Source organism: Sneathiella sp. HT1-7 (assembly GCF_020731145.1).
GTDB lineage: Bacteria > Pseudomonadota > Alphaproteobacteria > Sneathiellales > Sneathiellaceae > Sneathiella.
The window spans coordinates 364,798-381,210 of the sequence record NZ_JAJFZN010000004.1 but is presented as its reverse complement, the minus strand read 5'-3'; the positions used below and the strand labels follow the sequence as shown (position 1 = coordinate 381,210).

Annotated in this window: 13 protein-coding genes; 10 read left to right on the top strand and 3 right to left on the bottom strand. The window is 46.8% G+C overall.

What is annotated here, in order from left to right:
* The first annotated feature begins 71 nt into the window (after window positions 1-71).
* The 10 genes from LKE13_RS15390 (at window position 72) to LKE13_RS15345 (ending at window position 11,311) form a co-directional block, all read left to right on the top strand.
* The gene (locus tag LKE13_RS15390; protein WP_227952274.1) at window positions 72-632 is read left to right on the top strand and encodes a TRAP transporter small permease subunit; all 561 of its coding nucleotides are present in this window, start codon (window positions 72-74) and stop codon (window positions 630-632) included.
* A gap of 8 nt (window positions 633-640) precedes the next feature.
* Window positions 641-1,951, top strand: coding sequence for a TRAP transporter large permease (locus tag LKE13_RS15385; protein ID WP_227952273.1), 1,311 nt, complete (start codon window positions 641-643; stop codon window positions 1,949-1,951).
* A 67-nt stretch (window positions 1,952-2,018) separates the two neighbouring features.
* Complete coding sequence (locus LKE13_RS15380) at window positions 2,019-3,572, top strand: AMP-binding protein (RefSeq protein WP_227952272.1); 1,554 nt, start codon at window positions 2,019-2,021, stop codon at window positions 3,570-3,572.
* A 19-nt stretch (window positions 3,573-3,591) separates the two neighbouring features.
* Window positions 3,592-4,578: an aldo/keto reductase gene (locus tag LKE13_RS15375; protein WP_227952271.1), complete on the top strand. Its 987-nt coding sequence runs from the start codon at window positions 3,592-3,594 to the stop codon at window positions 4,576-4,578.
* Between the two features lie 70 nt (window positions 4,579-4,648).
* Window positions 4,649-5,260, top strand: coding sequence for a TetR/AcrR family transcriptional regulator (locus LKE13_RS15370; RefSeq protein WP_227952270.1), 612 nt, complete (start codon window positions 4,649-4,651; stop codon window positions 5,258-5,260).
* A gap of 101 nt (window positions 5,261-5,361) precedes the next feature.
* The gene (locus tag LKE13_RS15365; RefSeq protein WP_227952269.1) at window positions 5,362-6,120 is read left to right on the top strand and encodes an SDR family NAD(P)-dependent oxidoreductase; all 759 of its coding nucleotides are present in this window, start codon (window positions 5,362-5,364) and stop codon (window positions 6,118-6,120) included.
* A 23-nt stretch (window positions 6,121-6,143) separates the two neighbouring features.
* The gene (locus LKE13_RS15360) at window positions 6,144-7,307 is read left to right on the top strand and encodes a CaiB/BaiF CoA transferase family protein (protein ID WP_227952268.1); all 1,164 of its coding nucleotides are present in this window, start codon (window positions 6,144-6,146) and stop codon (window positions 7,305-7,307) included.
* A 55-nt stretch (window positions 7,308-7,362) separates the two neighbouring features.
* On the top strand, window positions 7,363-8,814 hold the full coding sequence (locus tag LKE13_RS15355; protein ID WP_415776547.1) for an aldehyde dehydrogenase family protein: 1,452 nt from the start codon (window positions 7,363-7,365) through the stop codon (window positions 8,812-8,814).
* Window positions 8,815-8,888: 74 nt separating this feature from the next.
* Window positions 8,889-10,061 carry an acyl-CoA dehydrogenase family protein gene (locus LKE13_RS15350; RefSeq protein WP_227952266.1) on the top strand — a complete coding sequence of 391 codons (1,173 nt, stop codon included), beginning with the start codon at window positions 8,889-8,891 and terminating at the stop codon, window positions 10,059-10,061.
* 20 nt (window positions 10,062-10,081) lie between these two features.
* Entirely contained in the window at window positions 10,082-11,311 is a 1,230-nt protein-coding gene (locus tag LKE13_RS15345) for a CoA transferase (RefSeq protein WP_227952265.1), read from the top strand.
* A gap of 95 nt (window positions 11,312-11,406) precedes the next feature.
* Here LKE13_RS15345 and LKE13_RS15340 read toward each other — a convergent pair whose 3' ends face one another.
* From LKE13_RS15340 to LKE13_RS15330, 3 genes are all read right to left on the bottom strand, one after another.
* Entirely contained in the window at window positions 11,407-12,558 is a 1,152-nt protein-coding gene (locus LKE13_RS15340) for a tyrosine-type recombinase/integrase (RefSeq protein ID WP_227952264.1), read from the bottom strand.
* A 226-nt stretch (window positions 12,559-12,784) separates the two neighbouring features.
* On the bottom strand, window positions 12,785-14,284 hold the full coding sequence (locus LKE13_RS15335) for a hypothetical protein (RefSeq protein ID WP_227952263.1): 1,500 nt from the start codon (window positions 14,282-14,284) through the stop codon (window positions 12,785-12,787).
* Between the two features lie 58 nt (window positions 14,285-14,342).
* Window positions 14,343-16,403, bottom strand: coding sequence for a TonB-dependent receptor family protein (locus LKE13_RS15330; protein WP_227952262.1), 2,061 nt, complete (start codon window positions 16,401-16,403; stop codon window positions 14,343-14,345).
* Window positions 16,404-16,413: the final 10 nt, after the last annotated feature.

Below are 16,413 nucleotides of genomic sequence, written 5' to 3'. Positions count from 1 at the left end.
TGCGCTTTAACTCTAGAGCGTTCCTAAAAATCCGCGGGAAACGCGGTAATAAAGTATTCAGGGAGGGAATAATGAGTATTTTGACGAAGTCGCGAAAAGTGACTCGAAGTCGTTCTGCTTTAACGAGGCTGGATGTACTAATACGATACCTGGTGGATGTTTGTTTGGCGCTCTCTTGTTGCTTAGCTTTATTTTTAGCAATTTTTGGTAGTGCTGATGTCCTTACAACTTTCCTGTTTAATAAACCAATTCCGCTCGCTCGAGAGCTCTCTGAAGTTCTACTGCCAGTAATTATTTTTGCAGCGATGTCGGCGGCGATGAGAGAAAATCGTCATGTAAATGTGGATCTATTTATATCGAATGCAGGTCCATTTGTTCGACGCCTAATCCAGATCCTAACCTATAGTTTGGGTTCTATAGTTTTTTTTATTTTGGCTTGGCAGTCCGCAATTTTAGCGGCTGACAGCTTTGCAGACAAAGAATTAGCAGCAGCAGCCATACGCTTTCCGGTATGGCCCATCAAAATTGCAGTTACGGCTGCTATGACGATCATTTTCTTGGAATGTATTCGCAAATTAGCTTGGTCGGTTTTTGCCAATCAATCTTCAGAAACTTTGGGCGTCGGGGAATAGGTGTAGTCATGGATCCGTTGTTAATTGGCGTAATTATTATCGTCGTACTGCTTGTACCGATCGCGCTTGGAGTACCTGTCGGAATAGCGATGTTTGTTGTATCGATGGGTGGTATGGGGTTATTGGTTGGTGCTCCGTTCCTGCTGACGACTGCTCAAACATTACCTTATGCGGTGGCAAGTGATTTTGCCTTTGTCGTAGTTCCAATGTTCATTTTAATGGGGACACTAACCGCGGCCACAGGTGTTACTACGGAACTCTATACAGCAGCATATCGTTGGACGAGCGGTTTACGTGGCGGGCTTTATTTTGCCACAACCCTTGCAGCTGGAGGGTTTGGAGCAATCAATGGCTCGACTGTGGTTAGCTCTGCATTATTTACTCGTATTGCATTGCCGGAAATGATCCGATTCAAATATTCTGTTCCCGTAAGTGCAGGATGCATTTGTGCTGCTGGCACATTCGCCGCATTGATCCCGCCGTCACTCGCCATGGTGATATATGCGTTACTCACAGGGCAGAGTGTTGGCGCGCTTCTAATGGCTGGATTAATTCCTGGCTTGTTGACGGTCGGAATATATTTTGTGGGCTTGAAACTGTTTATTGCTGCTAAACCTGAAATTGCGCCGCATGAGATCAAGAAATACACATTTATTGAAAAGCTTTCGAGCTTAAAGGGACTTTGGGCGATTCTATTGCTGATAGCTGTTGTAATGGGCGGTATCTACAGCGGTGTGATGTTCCCATCTACTGCTGGAGCTGCGGGGGCTGGTGGAGCTCTATTGATTGGGCTTGTAAGAGGGCGGCTTACAGGAAAAGGTCTTTGGGAGTCCCTAAAAGAAACAGTAGTGATGACCTCTGTACTTTTCCTGATCATCATTGGAGGTCTCTGTTTGTCCAGGTTGCTACTGGTCTCGGGATCTATCGGGGCAATCTCAGCATATGTCAACAGTTCTGACTTGCCGGTTTGGGGGTTCTTGTTCGCTGCAGTACTTATTTACGTGATACTCGGTATGTTTGTCGATGGCATATCTATGCTGGTTATGACTGTTCCCTTCCTTTATCCGGTTGCCAACGAACTAGGTCTCGATCCTATCTGGTTTGGTGTTGTTGTGGTGAAGCTGATAGAAATTGGAGCAATAACTCCGCCAGTTGGGCTAAACCTGTTTGCTGTTATTAGCGCGTCCGATGGAGCGGTTGATGCCCGAAAGATATTCCGCGGTATCCTGCCATTCATACTCATGGAATTAGTGACATTGGGTCTGATTATATGGTTTCCCCAAATATCGTTGTGGCTGCCTACCCAAATGTACAGCTAATAGTAGTAAAAATTCACATATAGATTGGTGCTCTATAAATAGAGTAAATGAAATGGAGAGCTATAAAATGAACATATCTGGCTTTTTGCCTCAGCTTGTGAAAGTGCATGGAGAAAAACCGGCAGTTTCAATTGGAACCTCACTTTTTTGCACATACGAACAATTCTCGGCTCGGGTTGCCGGGTTGGCAGGGGCACTTCGTGGAAAGTTGAATCTGCAGAAGGGCGACCGTGTGGGCTTGGCGATGACGAATGCACCGCAGTATCTTGAGATCCTTGTCGCATGTTGGCATGCGGGTCTTTGTGCTGTTCCGATGAATTCAAAGCTTCACCCGAAAGAGTTCGCATTCATTCTTAATAACGCCGCTGCTAAAGTTTGCTTTGTGACGGACGACCTCGCGGAGGGAATTGCAAAGTCAGATTACGGAACCGAAAATTTGGGATTTATAATCAGTGTTGATGACAAATATTATGAGGCGCTTGTTAGAAATGAAGGGATTGATATTGTTGCCGTATCTGAGGAAGATCCGGCATGGATTTTCTATACTAGCGGAACTACCGGAAGACCAAAAGGAGCGACATTAAGCCATCGCAATTTAATGGGCATGGCGCTCCGTTATTATGCAGATATTGATCCAGTTAGTAGTGATGACTGTTACCTTCATGCTGCACCGTTATCTCATGGAGGGGGGCTGTATGGGCTTCCGCATCTTTTCAAGGCATCACATCAAATTATCCCGGAAAGTAGGGGGTTCGACGTTGACGAAATATTTGACCTTCTGGAAATATATGAAAATATGACGTTCTTCGCGGCTCCGACAATGTTGACCCGGATGACAAATCACCCTCGAGCATCCAAAGCCAAAGCAGAAAACATTAAGACAATTTATTATGGCGGAGCGCCAATGTACCTAGAGGATATCAAGCGCTCAATATCGGTGTTTGGCCCGCGGTTTTACCAGATATTCGGTCAGGGAGAGTCTCCAATGACCGGCGTTGGTCTGAGCAAGGAAATGCACGCGGATAGCTCCCACCCGCGCTACGAACAAAGGCTCGCGAGCACTGGAATCCCGCGCACTGGTGTAGAGGTGCGTGTGGTTAATCAGGATGATGAGAACGTAGCAGTAGGCGAATTGGGTGAAATTCTTTTCCGTAGCGATGTTACTATGTTGGGGTACTGGAATGATCCAGAGGCGTCAGCGCGGGCCCTAAGAAGTGGTTGGTTGCACACTGGAGATATTGGTTTTGCTGATGAAGAGGGGTTTATCACCTTGAAGGACCGGTCTAAGGACATGATCATCAGTGGTGGCTCTAATATTTATCCAAGAGAAATCGAAGAAGTTTTGATGACTGACCAGAGAATTGATGAGGTCTCGGTGGTTGGTCGAGAACATTCTGACTGGGGTGAAGAGGTTGTTGCGTTTGTAGTTCCAAGAGAAGGCGAAACGATAAGGGCTGAGGAGTTGGATGCCTTGTGTCTGAGCAATATAGCGAGATTCAAACGGCCGAAAGAATACTTCCTCGTCGATCAGCTTCCCAAGAGTAACTATGGAAAGATACTAAAAACAGAGCTCAGGAAACAGCTGGCACAAAGCCCCAAACTGGAAAATGTAGAAATTTGATATTTTTTTGGAGAATATTATGAAAAAGAGAATACTTGGAAACAGTAATATCGAGATATCTGCGCTTGGTTTGGGTTGTATGGGAATGTCCGAATTCTATGGGCCTGCAGATGATGAACAGTCGTTGAATACTCTTGAACATGCTTTCGATATTGGAATTACACTATATGACAGTGCTGATACTTATGGCGTTGGACACAATGAGGAACTTTTAGGGCGTTTTGCGCAAGGGAAGAGAGACAAAATAGTACTTGCAACAAAATGCGGCATTGTTCGGCAGAAAGGAAAATATGAAAGAAGGATAGATTCCAGTCCAGACTATATAAAATCAGCGTGTGAGGCCTCATTAAAACGCCTCGGAACGGATTTTATTGATCTATTCTATCTGCATAGATTGAATCCAGAGGTGCAGATTGAGGAATCTGTAGGAGCTTTGGCGGATCTTATGGCTGAAGGAAAAATAACGAGTTATGGACTTTGCGAAGTCTCAGAGAAGACTCTACGTCGAGCCCATACTGTCTTGCCGGTAGCTGCGCTTCAAACGGAGTATTCCTTGTGGAGCCGCGAACCGGAAAATCTTATTTTGGATGTTTGTCGAGAGCAAAATACAGCGTTTGTAGCCTACAGCCCATTAGGGCGTGGTTTCCTAACTGGTAAACTTACAAGTAAAAACGATCTCGCAGAAGGTGATTTCCGTGCTTCAAATCCAAGGTTTCAAGATGAAAATCTATCCCATAATGTGACTTTGTTAAACGCGGTGGAAGAAATTGCGAATATACATGACTGTACGACAGGTCAGGTTGCTCTTGCCTGGTTGCTTTCGCAAGGTCCCGACATTATTCCTATTCCTGGTACGCGGCGTATTAAATATCTTGATGAAAATGCCGGTTCAGTAAATGTGAATCTAAGCCCAAGTGATCTAGCAACGCTTGATAAGGTGTTTAATAAGGAAGCGATAAGTGGAAACCGATATACGGATGAGGGCATGAAGGGCATTAATGCCTAAAAATCCGCTGCTTTTAATAAGTATCGCGGAAATTAGGCAATTCACCTACCAATAAAAAGGACTGAGTTTTATGACGACTTGGGGAAATACGGTACCTAGTCAAGCACAGGTTCGAGAAAAGAAACGAGAGGCTTTGGTAAAACAAGCGGCTCAAGAGTTTCGTAGACGAGGTTATCACGCAACATCTATGGATGACATCGCTGCATCTCTGGGTGTCTCTAAGGCTGCACTGTATCGATATGTGAAGAGCAAAGATGAAGTGCTGTATGAATGTTTCAAACACGCTGAAATACTTGCAAAGAACGCCCTTAAGGAAACAAAAAAACAGCCTGGGCAGGCAGTTGTGAGGCTTCGGTTCTTTGTCGCAAAGTTTATTCGAGATTATCTTGATAGCAATTTGGCAGGCGGTGCAATGATTGAAATAGGAGCATTGCTACCGCACCAGCGGGATGATGTCGTAAAGGGCCGTGATGAAATAGATGGGGCTCTGAAAGACATGCTGAAAGAGGGCATGTCTGATGGAAGTATCGCTAAGGCGGACACGAGTCTCATTGTACTTGCTCTTATGGGTTCAATTAACTGGATACCGAGTTGGTTTAGGGAAGACGGAAAATTCAATTCGTCGGAGCTTGCTGAGCTAATGGCCGATATTCTAGTTGATGGTGTAAAGAGCCGAAAGTAGCACTTAAAAATCTGTCATTTTTTGGCAGGTTTTTTAACGACGTATGTGTGACCAAATGGTTATTGAAGTAACTAGTAAGTAAATTAGAGGAATTGTTTCAAATGGACATGTCAAATAAAGTCATCATTGTTACGGGGGCGGCTCGCGGTATAGGTCAGGAATATGCGAGGTATTTGGGGCAGGCTGGAGCCAAGATTGTAGTCGCCGACATTAACGATTGTGATGAGACTGTAGAACTCACAAAACAAGCTGGCGGAACTGCTATTTCAGTTAATTTGGACGTTACCGATATCAATTCAGTCAATGAAATGATTGAGGTGTCCATTCAGGAGTTTGGCCAAATTGATGGGCTAATAAACAATGCTGCATTGTATGGCACATTGCAAGGCGGAAGATTTGATACCCTGAGTGAGTCTGATTGGGATGCAGCAATGGCTGTAAACGTAAAGGGTATTTGGAATTGCTGTAAGGGCGTCGTTCCTGAAATGCGAAAAGTTGGGGGCGGAAGCATTATCAATATTACTTCTCTTGCCGCATCATATGGAACGCCATACGTTCTTCATTATACAACATCAAAAGCCGCAGTTGGTGGATTGACTCGCGGATTAGCCAGAGAGTTAGGTCGTTATCTAATTCGTGTTAATTCGATTTCACCCTCAGCAGTCCTAACCGAGGGAACAAATGAGTTTTTCGCCGGTAAGCTGGATGTGGCACTAAAGACTATTAGTCAAATGCAATCGATTCCCAATAACCTAAGCCCTTCGGACTTGGTAGGCACCGCTCATTGGCTTCTTTCCGATGCGAGTAAATTCATTACAGGTCAAGATATTGCCGTAGATGGCGGGACAGTAATGCATTGATCAGTGAAGAAGGAGTGTGAGTTATGGGCCCGTTAGACGGATTAAAGATAGTTGAGTTGGCAGGAATTGGGCCTGCCCCTTTTTGTGGCATGATGTTGGCCGATATGGGAGCAGAAGTTCTTAGAATAGACCGTGCCTCTTCTGCAGACATAGGACTCAATGGGGAACCCAAGTTTGAAGTACTGAACCGCGGAAAACAGTCAGTTGCCGTTGATCTTAAAGCACCGACAGGGGTTGCCGCGGTTTTGCGTCTTGTTGCCCAGGCAGATGCACTAATAGAAGGCTTCAGACCGGGCGTGACAGAAAGACTTGGTTTGGGTCCCGAGGTTTGTCTGAAATTGAACCCTCAGCTAGTTTACGGGCGTGTTACCGGTTGGGGACAAACTGGCCCCATGGCGCAAGTTGCGGGTCATGATGCTAATTATATTGCTTTGGCTGGTGTGTTAAATGCAATCGGTCGAAGGGGTGAGAAGCCAGTCCCTCCGATAAATCTGATTGGCGATTTCGGTGGCGGCGGCATGTATCTGGCTTTCGGCGTAGTTTCCGCCATTCTATCATCGAAGCAAACCGGTGTGGGTCAGGTAGTTGATGCGGCAATGATTGATGGCGCGCTGTCTTTGATGGCCGGAATCTTTGGTATGCGCGCAGAGGGGAACTGGCAAGATGAGCGTGGGACAAACGCGATAGATACCGGAGCGCCATTCTATGAAGTCTATGAAACTTCAGATCACAAATATGTTTCAATTGGTGCGATCGAAGGGCGCTTTTTTGGCGAACTGATCAAACGTCTGGAACTGGAAATTGAGAATATTCCAGACCAATGGGATCGTGACAATTGGCCAACTTTAAAAGAGATGATCGAGAAGAAAATTATTTCAAAAACACAGGATGAATGGACTGCGATATTTGGAAGCAGTGATGCTTGTTATGCTCCCGTGTTGTCAATCGAAGAGTCTACTCAACATCGCCACATGAGAGAACGCAAGACGTTCATAAATCATGAGGGAGTAGTACAGCCTGCCCCGGCTCCTCGATTCAGCATGACAGAACCCAAAATAAATTCAGCGCCACCACTTCCTGGCGAGCACACAGTACCCGTGCTTGAGAAATGGGGATTCTCTCAAAATGAAATTACCGAATTGCTGGACGCAAAAGTCGTTCTAAGTGCGAAATTGAAGGAGATTTAACAATATGAAACCGTTTGAGGGCATTTCTGAGGCAACCGTTACGACCATCAAAAGAATGGCGGGCACAATGCTTATTGGTGGAGAGTGGGTGACGTCTGTCTCTGGTAATACACAGGACGTTATTAATCCTGCGACGGCTGAAGCATTTACCTATGTACCTAGTGCTAATATGGAAGATGTCGACAAGGCAGTCGCTGCGGCGAGGATGGCGTTTAGAAATCCGAAGTGGTCTCAGATGCGGCCGTCGCACCGACAGCGAGCACTGCTGAAACTAGCGGATCTGTTAGAATCCAACATCGATGAGTTTGCTGAGTTGGAATCTCTTGATAACGGAAAACCAGTGATGATGGCCAATCGAGTAGATGTTCGTAGTTCAATTGACTATTTACGTTACATTGCTGGCTGGGCAACGAAAATGGAAGGCAGGACTGTTGATGTTTCTTTTCCGCGTCCACGAGATGGAGGCGGCTATTTTGCTTATACTGCGCAGGAACCAGTAGGGGTAGTTGGTGCAATTATTCCATGGAATTTTCCACTTAACATGGCTGTTTGGAAAATCGGACCAGCACTCGCAACTGGATGTACGATAGTTCTTAAACCAGCTAGCGAAACACCTCTAACAGCACTTCGTTTAGGGGAATTAATATTGGAAGCAGGCTTTCCTGAGGGTGTCGTCAATATCATTACAGGAAGCGGATCAGTGGTAGGGGCGGCCATCTCTTCGCATCCTGACATCGATAAGATTGCATTCACCGGTTCGACAGAGGTCGGCAGGGCGGTTGGCATTGCGGCAATGAAAAACATCACGCGGGTATCGCTGGAGCTTGGTGGCAAGTCACCAGTGCTCGTTTTTGATGATGCTGATCTTGATGCGGCAATCGCTGGGGCCACTTCGGCAATTTTCTTTAACCAGGGGCAAGCATGCACAGCAGGTTCTCGATTATATGTCCAACGCTCTGTTTTTGATCAGGTTATTGAAGGTGTGGCTGCGCGTGCGGCCAATATGAAGATCGGTCCTGGGCTGGATCCCACAACGCAAATGGGCCCACTCGTTTCTCAACGGCAACGACAGTCCGTTTGCAATTATATTGAGAAAGGTAAAAAGCAAGGTGCGGCTGTGCTGACTGGTGGCTCGTGCCCAGACTCTCCGGGATATTTCCTGCAACCAACAATTTTGACTGGCATGCCCCAAGCAAGTGACGTTGTTCAAGAAGAAATCTTTGGCCCCGTTCTCGTCGCGATGCCATTTGATGAGGTTGAGGAGGCGGTATCTCTGGCAAACGATTCACCCTATGGATTAGCATCAAGCATATGGTCCAACGACCATAAAAAAATCCATCGCGTTATTCCCGATCTACAGGCTGGAACAGTATGGGTTAATTGCCATAACTTGCTTGATCCAAATTTGCCGTTTGGGGGCAATAAACTCTCCGGTTTCGGACGCGAAATGGGCAGAGCAGTATTGGATCTTTATACCGAAACGAAGTCTGTGTTGATGGCTGTTTAGTAACTTTAGCTGCTAAAAGTCTAACATAGCGACAACTTTACCAAAATTACTATTTTGACACAGGAATCGGATTCATGAAAACCGACGCTGAGACATTTTGCGACGAAATCGCAGAAATACGAAAAGCTATCCCAAAATTATGTGAAGAATTTCCGGGCGAATATTGGCGCGAGCTTGATCGAACCAACAAGTATCCAACGGAATTCGTCGAAACTTTGAATGAGGCTGGATACTTATCCATCCTTATTCCAGAAGAATATGGTGGGGCAGGACTTCCTCTGGTTGCGGCAATAGCTGTTTTAGAAGAAATTCAACGTGCGGGATGTAATGCAGGAGCTTGTCACGCTCAAATGTATATTATGGGCGCTCTGCTTCGGCATGGCAGTGAAGAACAGAAGAGAGCCTATCTACCCGGTATTTCTTCTGGAAAATTACGATTGCAGGCATTCGGAGTAACGGAGCCTACGAGTGGAACTGATACCACTGATATTAGGACTTTCGCGAGATACGAGAACGGTCAATATATTGTTTCGGGACAAAAAGTTTGGACCTCGCGTGCAGAGTATTCAGACTTGATGTTGTTGCTTGCCAGGACGACACCAAAAGAGAACGTTCTGCAGCGGAAAGAGGGATTGTCAGTTTTCCTTGTCGATATGAAGGAGGCCCTGAAAAATGGTATGACTATTAGGCCGCTGCCAACAATGATCAATCACTCAACTACAGAAGTGTTTTTTGACAACGTGCCTATCCCAAAAGCCAATTTAATAGGCGAGGAAGGCAAAGGTTTCGAATATATTTTGTCAGGCATGAATGCGGAACGTATTCTCATCGCTTCTGAGTGCATCGGTGATGCAAAATGGTTTATTCAAAAAGCAACGGCCTATGCCAGAGAACGGGTAGTATTTGGTAGACCTATCGGTCAAAATCAAGGCATTCAATTTCCAATAGCAAAAGCATATGCTCAGATGAAAGCTGCTGAGCTTCTGGTACAACGTGCCGCGTCTCTTTTTGATGCTAAAGAGAAATGCGGTGAGGAAGCGAACACCGCGAAGCTGCTTGCAGCTGAGGCGTCTTGGGCAGCAGCAGAGGCATGCCTACAAACTCATGGTGGGTTCGGATTTGCTGAGGAGTACGATATCGAGCGAAAGTTTCGTGAAACGCGCCTCTATCAGATTGCACCAATTTCAACAAACCTAATTCTTTCGTATTTATCCGAGCATGTATTAGGCATGCCGCGCTCCTACTAGGCAGGCTATGTATTTGTATCATGTATAAGATATTGGAAGGAATGCGTGTCGTTGAGGGGGCCTCTTTCATAGCGGCTCCTTCTTGTTGCCTCTATTTGGCGCAGTTAGGGGCGGAAGTCATTCGCTTTGATATGATTGGTGGTGGGCCGGATTATACAAGATGGCCAGTAGCTGACAATGGCGCGAGTTACTATTGGGAAGGATTGAATAAGGGTAAGAAATCCGTGGCAATTAACCTGACCACTGAGGCGGGTAGAGAGCTGGCACAGGAAATAGTGACTGCGCCGGGGTCGCAGGCCGGAATGTTTGTAACGAATTATTCAGACACGGGATTTTTAGCCCATGAAAAACTGGTTTCCCGTAGAGAAGACCTTATTACGGTGAGGGTTATGGGCTGGGCAGACGGCAGAAATGCCGTGGATTATACGATAAATGCGGTAACAGGAATCCCGCTTATGACAGGCCCGAACTCTATAGAAGCAGACGAACCCGTCAATCATGTGCTTCCTGCCTGGGATTTGCTGACCGGATCATATGCGGCCTTTGCGCTAATGGCGGCGGAGAGGAACCGACAGTTGACGGGGAGAGGTGAAGAAGTGAAGATACCATTGAGCGATATCGCGGCAGCCTCGCTCGGGCATGTTGGTCAAATTGCCGAAACAATGATTGGAAATGGGGACAGACCAAGGATCCAGAACGATCTCTATGGCTCTTTGGGGAGGGATTTTAGAACCAGGGATGGACAAAGCATTATCATCGTTTCCATTACCAAACGGCAATGGATGGAGCTGGTCCGTTCACTAGGTATAGAAGCTGTAGTAACGTCCCTTGAAAGTGAGCTAGGTGTATCCTTCTTGCATGAAGGCGAGCGATACAAACACAGAGCTCGTCTGTGTGAGGTTATCCAAGCGGAAGTTTGTGCAAGAACCTATAAGGAGCTGGAAGTTCTATTTGGCAAAACTGCTGTATGCTGGTCTGCATATAAAACACTGTCAGATGCGATCGAAACGGAGCAGGGGTTCGTAAGTGGAAATCCAATTTTCTCCGAAGTGTTTCATCCTAGTGGCAGCACCTATCCGACTCCCGGGGCAGCTGGTACTTTCTCCTTTAGCGAACGGGTAGCCCCTTCAAGAGCGCCTTTGATTGGCGAGAATACGGATGAAGTATTAGCGGAAGTGTTAGCCCTTTCGTCTAACCAGATCGGAACTCTTCATGATCAGGGAATTGTTGCTGGGCCAAGTAAAAGATAATTGGTTATAGCGTAACTTATTTCAAATATTATAATCTTTTTGAATGCAAAGGATTCTTGATTAATATTTAACGAGTGTGCTCGCTAATTATGAAATTAATTCATCTTTTTCGCCATGATTTCTGCCGCTTCCCGAAGCGGATCATCAGCAAGGTGAGCGTAACGTTGAGTAGTCATTGGGCTAGTGTGACCGAGTAAGCGCCCCACTATCGCGAGGCTCAGGCCACTTGAAACGAGTTGCGAAGCATGGGTATGACGGTTGTCATGAATGCGGTAGTTGTCAATTTCCGCAGTTGTTACTATTGAGCGCCAGAATCTTTTTAAATCTACAGTTGGCTTGTTGGGTTGTCGCCCGGGAAATATATAAACTGAATCACTGCCAATTGATTTTTGATGAACGATTAGTAATTCTTTGGCTGCTCCTGAGAGAGGCAGGTGCTCTGTTCTCTTCTGCTTGGTATGATGGGAGGGTTTGATCCAGACGCCACGTTCAAGATTAAAATCAGCCCATTTTGCCGATAAAACTTCGCCAATTCTTGCGCCAGTCAAAAGTTGAAGTCGGATGGCATTGGCCGCTATTTGATTTGGATGTTCATCTAGCGCTTTTGTCAGTCTCTTGAGTTCTTCGTCAGCAAGCCAACGATGTCTTTTCTCCTCATGAAACTTTTCAACACCCTTGGCAGGGTTATCACGCCGCCATCGCCACTTAATAGATAGTTCGAACATTTTTGAAAGAAGTGAGAGTACTCTATTGGCTTGAAATGGTGTCGACTTAAGAGAATTATGGAGCGTCTGTATATCGTTATACCCAATCTCGAATACCTTATGGCCACCAAGGTTTGGTAGGATAAATCTATCTAACATTCGTTGATCGGTTGCAGCACTCTTAGGGCGTTTTTTAGGGATGGCGTGTAGCTTCATATAATTATCTGCAAGTTCCCGAACGGAGGGTGATGAACGTATTGCATTGAACTCTGCGACAGGGTCTCTGCCTCGAACTACATCGGATAAGTAACCTTGTGCAAGTTCACGGGCCTGATGCAATGACATATGAGGACCGTGTTTGCCTAGAGTCTTCCGTCTTGATCGGCCTGTTTGACGGTTGCGATATTGGACAACATAACTCTTTACGCCAGAGGGCTTCACTCTGATGCCAAAACCCGGCAATGTTTCATCCCAGAAAATACATTCTGCATCTTCTGCTTGAAGCCTGTCGACTAAATTTTTTGTCAGCCGGATCTTAGCCATATTATCTCGAATTACTATAGGTAAGCTTAGGGTAAGCGAAATTCGTAGAAAATGAAAGAAGAGAGGTGAAAGTTTTTGTTCTATAATTCTATTAAGATTTTATATTTAAACAATAAATGTAACTGAAAAGAAGTCTGTAGAAATTTGAAGAATGTAGGTCCTATAGACTTCTAATCAATAGGTCGCACGTTCGGATCGTGCCGGGGTCGCCAATTATTTCAATGGCTTACCGTTCATTCGGTGAGCCATTTTTTGTTTTGGTTGATTTAGTCCGCATATAAATACCCAATCCAGCCAACACAAGAAGTGATGTGAGGAACAGCATAACCAATGCATCGCGTCCGGGTCTGCCAGAGACAGGGACCAGGAAGTCCCATTTATGGGCCCAGGAAAAGACATATCGTTCAAAGAGATCTGGTGATGTCATGCGATCAACGAGGATGCCGGATATAGGGTCGATATAAAGAATATCGGATGGAGCGTCGGCGAAGATGATTTTCCAAACTGGTAAACGTTTGTTCCGAAAATCGTACTCCGGCCCGAAACGGGTGATGAGTGAGGCACTAGCTGAGGTTTGGATATCTTTTTTCAGAAGTTTCCGCGCGTAGTGAATAGACATATTACGGTCGGTAAGCGGTGCCTCCGTTTGATTGTTGAGCGCGATGTAGAGGGCGGATTTTTCAACAGGCATACCATCAAATTTCTGGCGTCGGGTAATCACCTTATCTACCTGCGCCGGAGGAATGCCCAATCGATAGAAATAGCCGCCGCCAGCTCCCTCAATAAGGCTCATCGCATTAAAGGAAATATCCTGGTAGGGCGCGAGCCAGTTCGATTTTTCATTGAAATGAGCCTGGGCAAGATCAAGGTTTCTCTGGAGTCGCTGGTCGTCAATATTGCCTTCGAAAGATGACCAGAAAAGATGCAGGCTGCCACTCAGGCAGGAGGCGAGCAGGGGAAGCAAGATTGCATAGGCTATATACCGGTGAAACCTACGGGATTTCTGTGGGATTTTTCGGCGTTTTAAAAGAAACACCAATCCCGTGCCACTAATCACAAGGCCAAGTATTGAAAGCAGCATTATACCCATGGCGATAAGACGCAATGTCTCGACATTTTCAAGCCAGTTCCATGTGTGCAGAAGTTGAAAGCCCGACTGGAGTGCCGATTTCCAGTTGTTGGTTATACTACCCATGGCCCCGGTTTCGGTATGGACAAACAAGGCTTTGTTGTCCGGGGTATCGAACTCGATTTTATAGACTGGTAACAGACGGTTGACCGAGGGATAATCGGTGTTGAATTCAGTCTGGAGTGTAATATTAGTTATCGTCGTATCTGATAGGCCGGAATAGTACCGGGCCAGCCAGATCGCCTGTGTTTGATCATAGTCAGGCAGCTCTGTTTTCGTTACCGGGTTAAAATATCGCTTTGGTCCGGATATTTCAGCCGAGACCTGCAGGAGAGGGCCTGGTTCTCCCTGTACAATCTTGACGATTGCAGCGTTATCGATCTTGTTTTGGCTAAGGATTATGGGGATGGATTCAACCACGGAGCTCTTTATTTTGACCTGTGGCGGGAAAAAGGATGCGGCCCTCGGGCCTGTCCAGATCATTAGAGGATGCATAAAGGCCGAGACTACAAACAGGAGAAGGGCTATACCGCCAACCCATGTCAGAAGGCGGTGCAGGGACAGGTTCTTTTTCGCGAGTAAATTTCGAAATTTCATTTTGATAAAGCGACCGCCCCAAATCCGGGAAAAGGAGGTGGGGCGGCAGTTCCCTGATCTAGAGTTGAGCCTTGAGGCCAATAAACGCGCGACGGCCTTCGCCGGGGTAATACACGTTGGTATTCCCGGCACCATTTATGATGGTGCTGTAGGTGGAGATATATCGCCGATCCAGCAGGTTCCGGGCATCCAGAAACAGAGACACATTGTCACTGACCGTATAACCGGCAGAGAAATTCACCAGCAGATAGCCTGGGGCTTCGATCGTGTTTTCATAGTCTACATAGGCGCTGCCGGAAACTTCGATTCCCGGCGCAATAAACCATTCCCCATTGTGATCATATTTTAATTCACTCTGATAGAAATGATCCGCGATACCGGGAATCTGGTTATCGCCATACTGGGCATCCCCTTCGAAATAAAAGTCCGAATAGGTATAGCTGTTACGCCAGACGAGACTGTCCCCCTTTGTCATCAGGTCATTCGCCACATTGACGTCAAAGCCAAGCTCCACCCCCTGATGGATTGTCCGATCCGCATTAAAGGTGCTGGCGGGAATACTAGGGCCAGTGGTGAACTGTAGCATTTCATCCTTCAACCAGGCACGATAGAGCGCGGCATCCCATTCGACGATGCCGATATTGCCACGGGTACCAATTTCCGCCGTCCAGGCTTTCTGCGCTTCAACCGGGGTAAAGCCAACAGTGCCACCCTGTGTGAGCTCCGAGAATGTCGGCGCTTCACTGCTGTGACTGACATTTCCAAAAAACTGAAGATTTTCGGTGGGCTCATACATGACCCCAATCTTGGGATTGATGGAGTTATAGGTCTTGCTGTCGCTTTCCGCCGGATTTGTATAATCCGTAACCTTGCGACCGGCGCTGGTAAGCTGGGCCCCTGTAATGACGGAAACTTCAGGCGAAATGTAGAACGTATTCTCCCCATAAAGCACGATATCGGTGGCTCTCTGGTCCATGTCCGAGGTGAGGGCACCACGTGAGCCATTTATGTTCTGGTAGACATCCGCGTCTGTATTCCCGAGCTGGCCGATTAACCCGATGCGATAGCTGTTCCTGTATCCGCCGATTTCAGTGCTGCCACTAAATTCGGAGAAGGCTCCATAGTCCCAACTTTTCTGATCTATTATCCCGACAAAGGGCGTGATCGGATGGAAGAGATCCTTGTAATTCACGAAAACGCCGACATCGACCTGCTCGTCATCCCCGAATATCCAGGAAGTCTTATTGGAAAGGCGGACAGAACGGATATCTCGCTGCCAGTCTCCAGTGATTGCGCCCGGATCTGCAGCTTCAGGATCATGCAGGGCGTCATATCGGCTGACACTGCCGGGAAGTTCCTGATTTATGTTGTTCGCACTGAGGTAAAAGCGCGTCTCGACACCGTCGCTCAATCTGATGCCGACATTCCCGTTCAGCTTAAGGTTTTCCTGATCCTCATGATCGCGAAACCCCGAACTGGTTGTTCCCGTCACACTCCCATATGCGTCATATTTTTCAGTCGCCATGCCGCCCTGAATATTGCCGCGATAGGTGTCGTAGGAACCGCCCATCAGGTTGAATTCCAGCCCTAGATTCGTGCGGCCTGTTTTTGTGACGGTGTTAACCGCGCCGCCGAGACTGGTCCCGCCATATTGCAGGGCATTTGCACCTTTATAGACTTCAATCCGCTGGGTGATTTCGGGGTCCAGTTCCTGAAAATCCGCGGATCCATCCGCGAGATTGAATGGTATGCCATCCTGCGTCAGCTTGATGCCACGAAGGTGAAACCCTCGGGAAACGCCAGAACCTCGGATGGAAAGGCGCACTTCCTCGCCATAGCGCTTCTTGGCGCTGACGCCGGGGACCAGCGAGAGGGTATCTTCGTAACTCATATTGAGCTGGCTCTCGATCTCAGTCCCTTCAACCAGATCGACAGCGCCGGGGGTTCGATTGATGATCATCCGCGCGTCTTCATTTCCTGGCACCGTAATGGAACTGCTGCTTTCATCGGTCGTTGTGACCGTAATTTCCTTTTCGAGCGGTGCTTTTTCCTCGGCGCTGATTGGCCATACACTTAGGGCAGCCAGACTGACGCCCAGCATTAAAGTTCTTGTTTTCATTTTGCCTCAC

Bases quoted from the DNA above. Each gene is read 5' to 3' on its own strand.
- LKE13_RS15340 (WP_227952264.1), bottom strand. From the start codon at position 12,558: ATGGCTAAGATCCGGCTGACAAAAAATTTAGTCGACAGGCTTCAAGCA.
- LKE13_RS15335 (WP_227952263.1), bottom strand. From the start codon at position 14,284: ATGAAATTTCGAAATTTACTCGCGAAAAAGAACCTGTCCCTGCACCGC.
- LKE13_RS15385 (WP_227952273.1), top strand. From the start codon at position 641: ATGGATCCGTTGTTAATTGGCGTAATTATTATCGTCGTACTGCTTGTA.
- LKE13_RS15330 (WP_227952262.1), bottom strand. From the start codon at position 16,403: ATGAAAACAAGAACTTTAATGCTGGGCGTCAGTCTGGCTGCCCTAAGT.
- LKE13_RS15390 (WP_227952274.1), top strand. From the start codon at position 72: ATGAGTATTTTGACGAAGTCGCGAAAAGTGACTCGAAGTCGTTCTGCT.
- LKE13_RS15350 (WP_227952266.1), top strand. From the start codon at position 8,889: ATGAAAACCGACGCTGAGACATTTTGCGACGAAATCGCAGAAATACGA.
- LKE13_RS15370 (WP_227952270.1), top strand. From the start codon at position 4,649: ATGACGACTTGGGGAAATACGGTACCTAGTCAAGCACAGGTTCGAGAA.
- LKE13_RS15380 (WP_227952272.1), top strand. From the start codon at position 2,019: ATGAACATATCTGGCTTTTTGCCTCAGCTTGTGAAAGTGCATGGAGAA.
- LKE13_RS15345 (WP_227952265.1), top strand. From the start codon at position 10,082: ATGTATAAGATATTGGAAGGAATGCGTGTCGTTGAGGGGGCCTCTTTC.
- LKE13_RS15365 (WP_227952269.1), top strand. From the start codon at position 5,362: ATGGACATGTCAAATAAAGTCATCATTGTTACGGGGGCGGCTCGCGGT.
- LKE13_RS15355 (WP_415776547.1), top strand. From the start codon at position 7,363: ATGGCGGGCACAATGCTTATTGGTGGAGAGTGGGTGACGTCTGTCTCT.
- LKE13_RS15360 (WP_227952268.1), top strand. From the start codon at position 6,144: ATGGGCCCGTTAGACGGATTAAAGATAGTTGAGTTGGCAGGAATTGGG.
- LKE13_RS15375 (WP_227952271.1), top strand. From the start codon at position 3,592: ATGAAAAAGAGAATACTTGGAAACAGTAATATCGAGATATCTGCGCTT.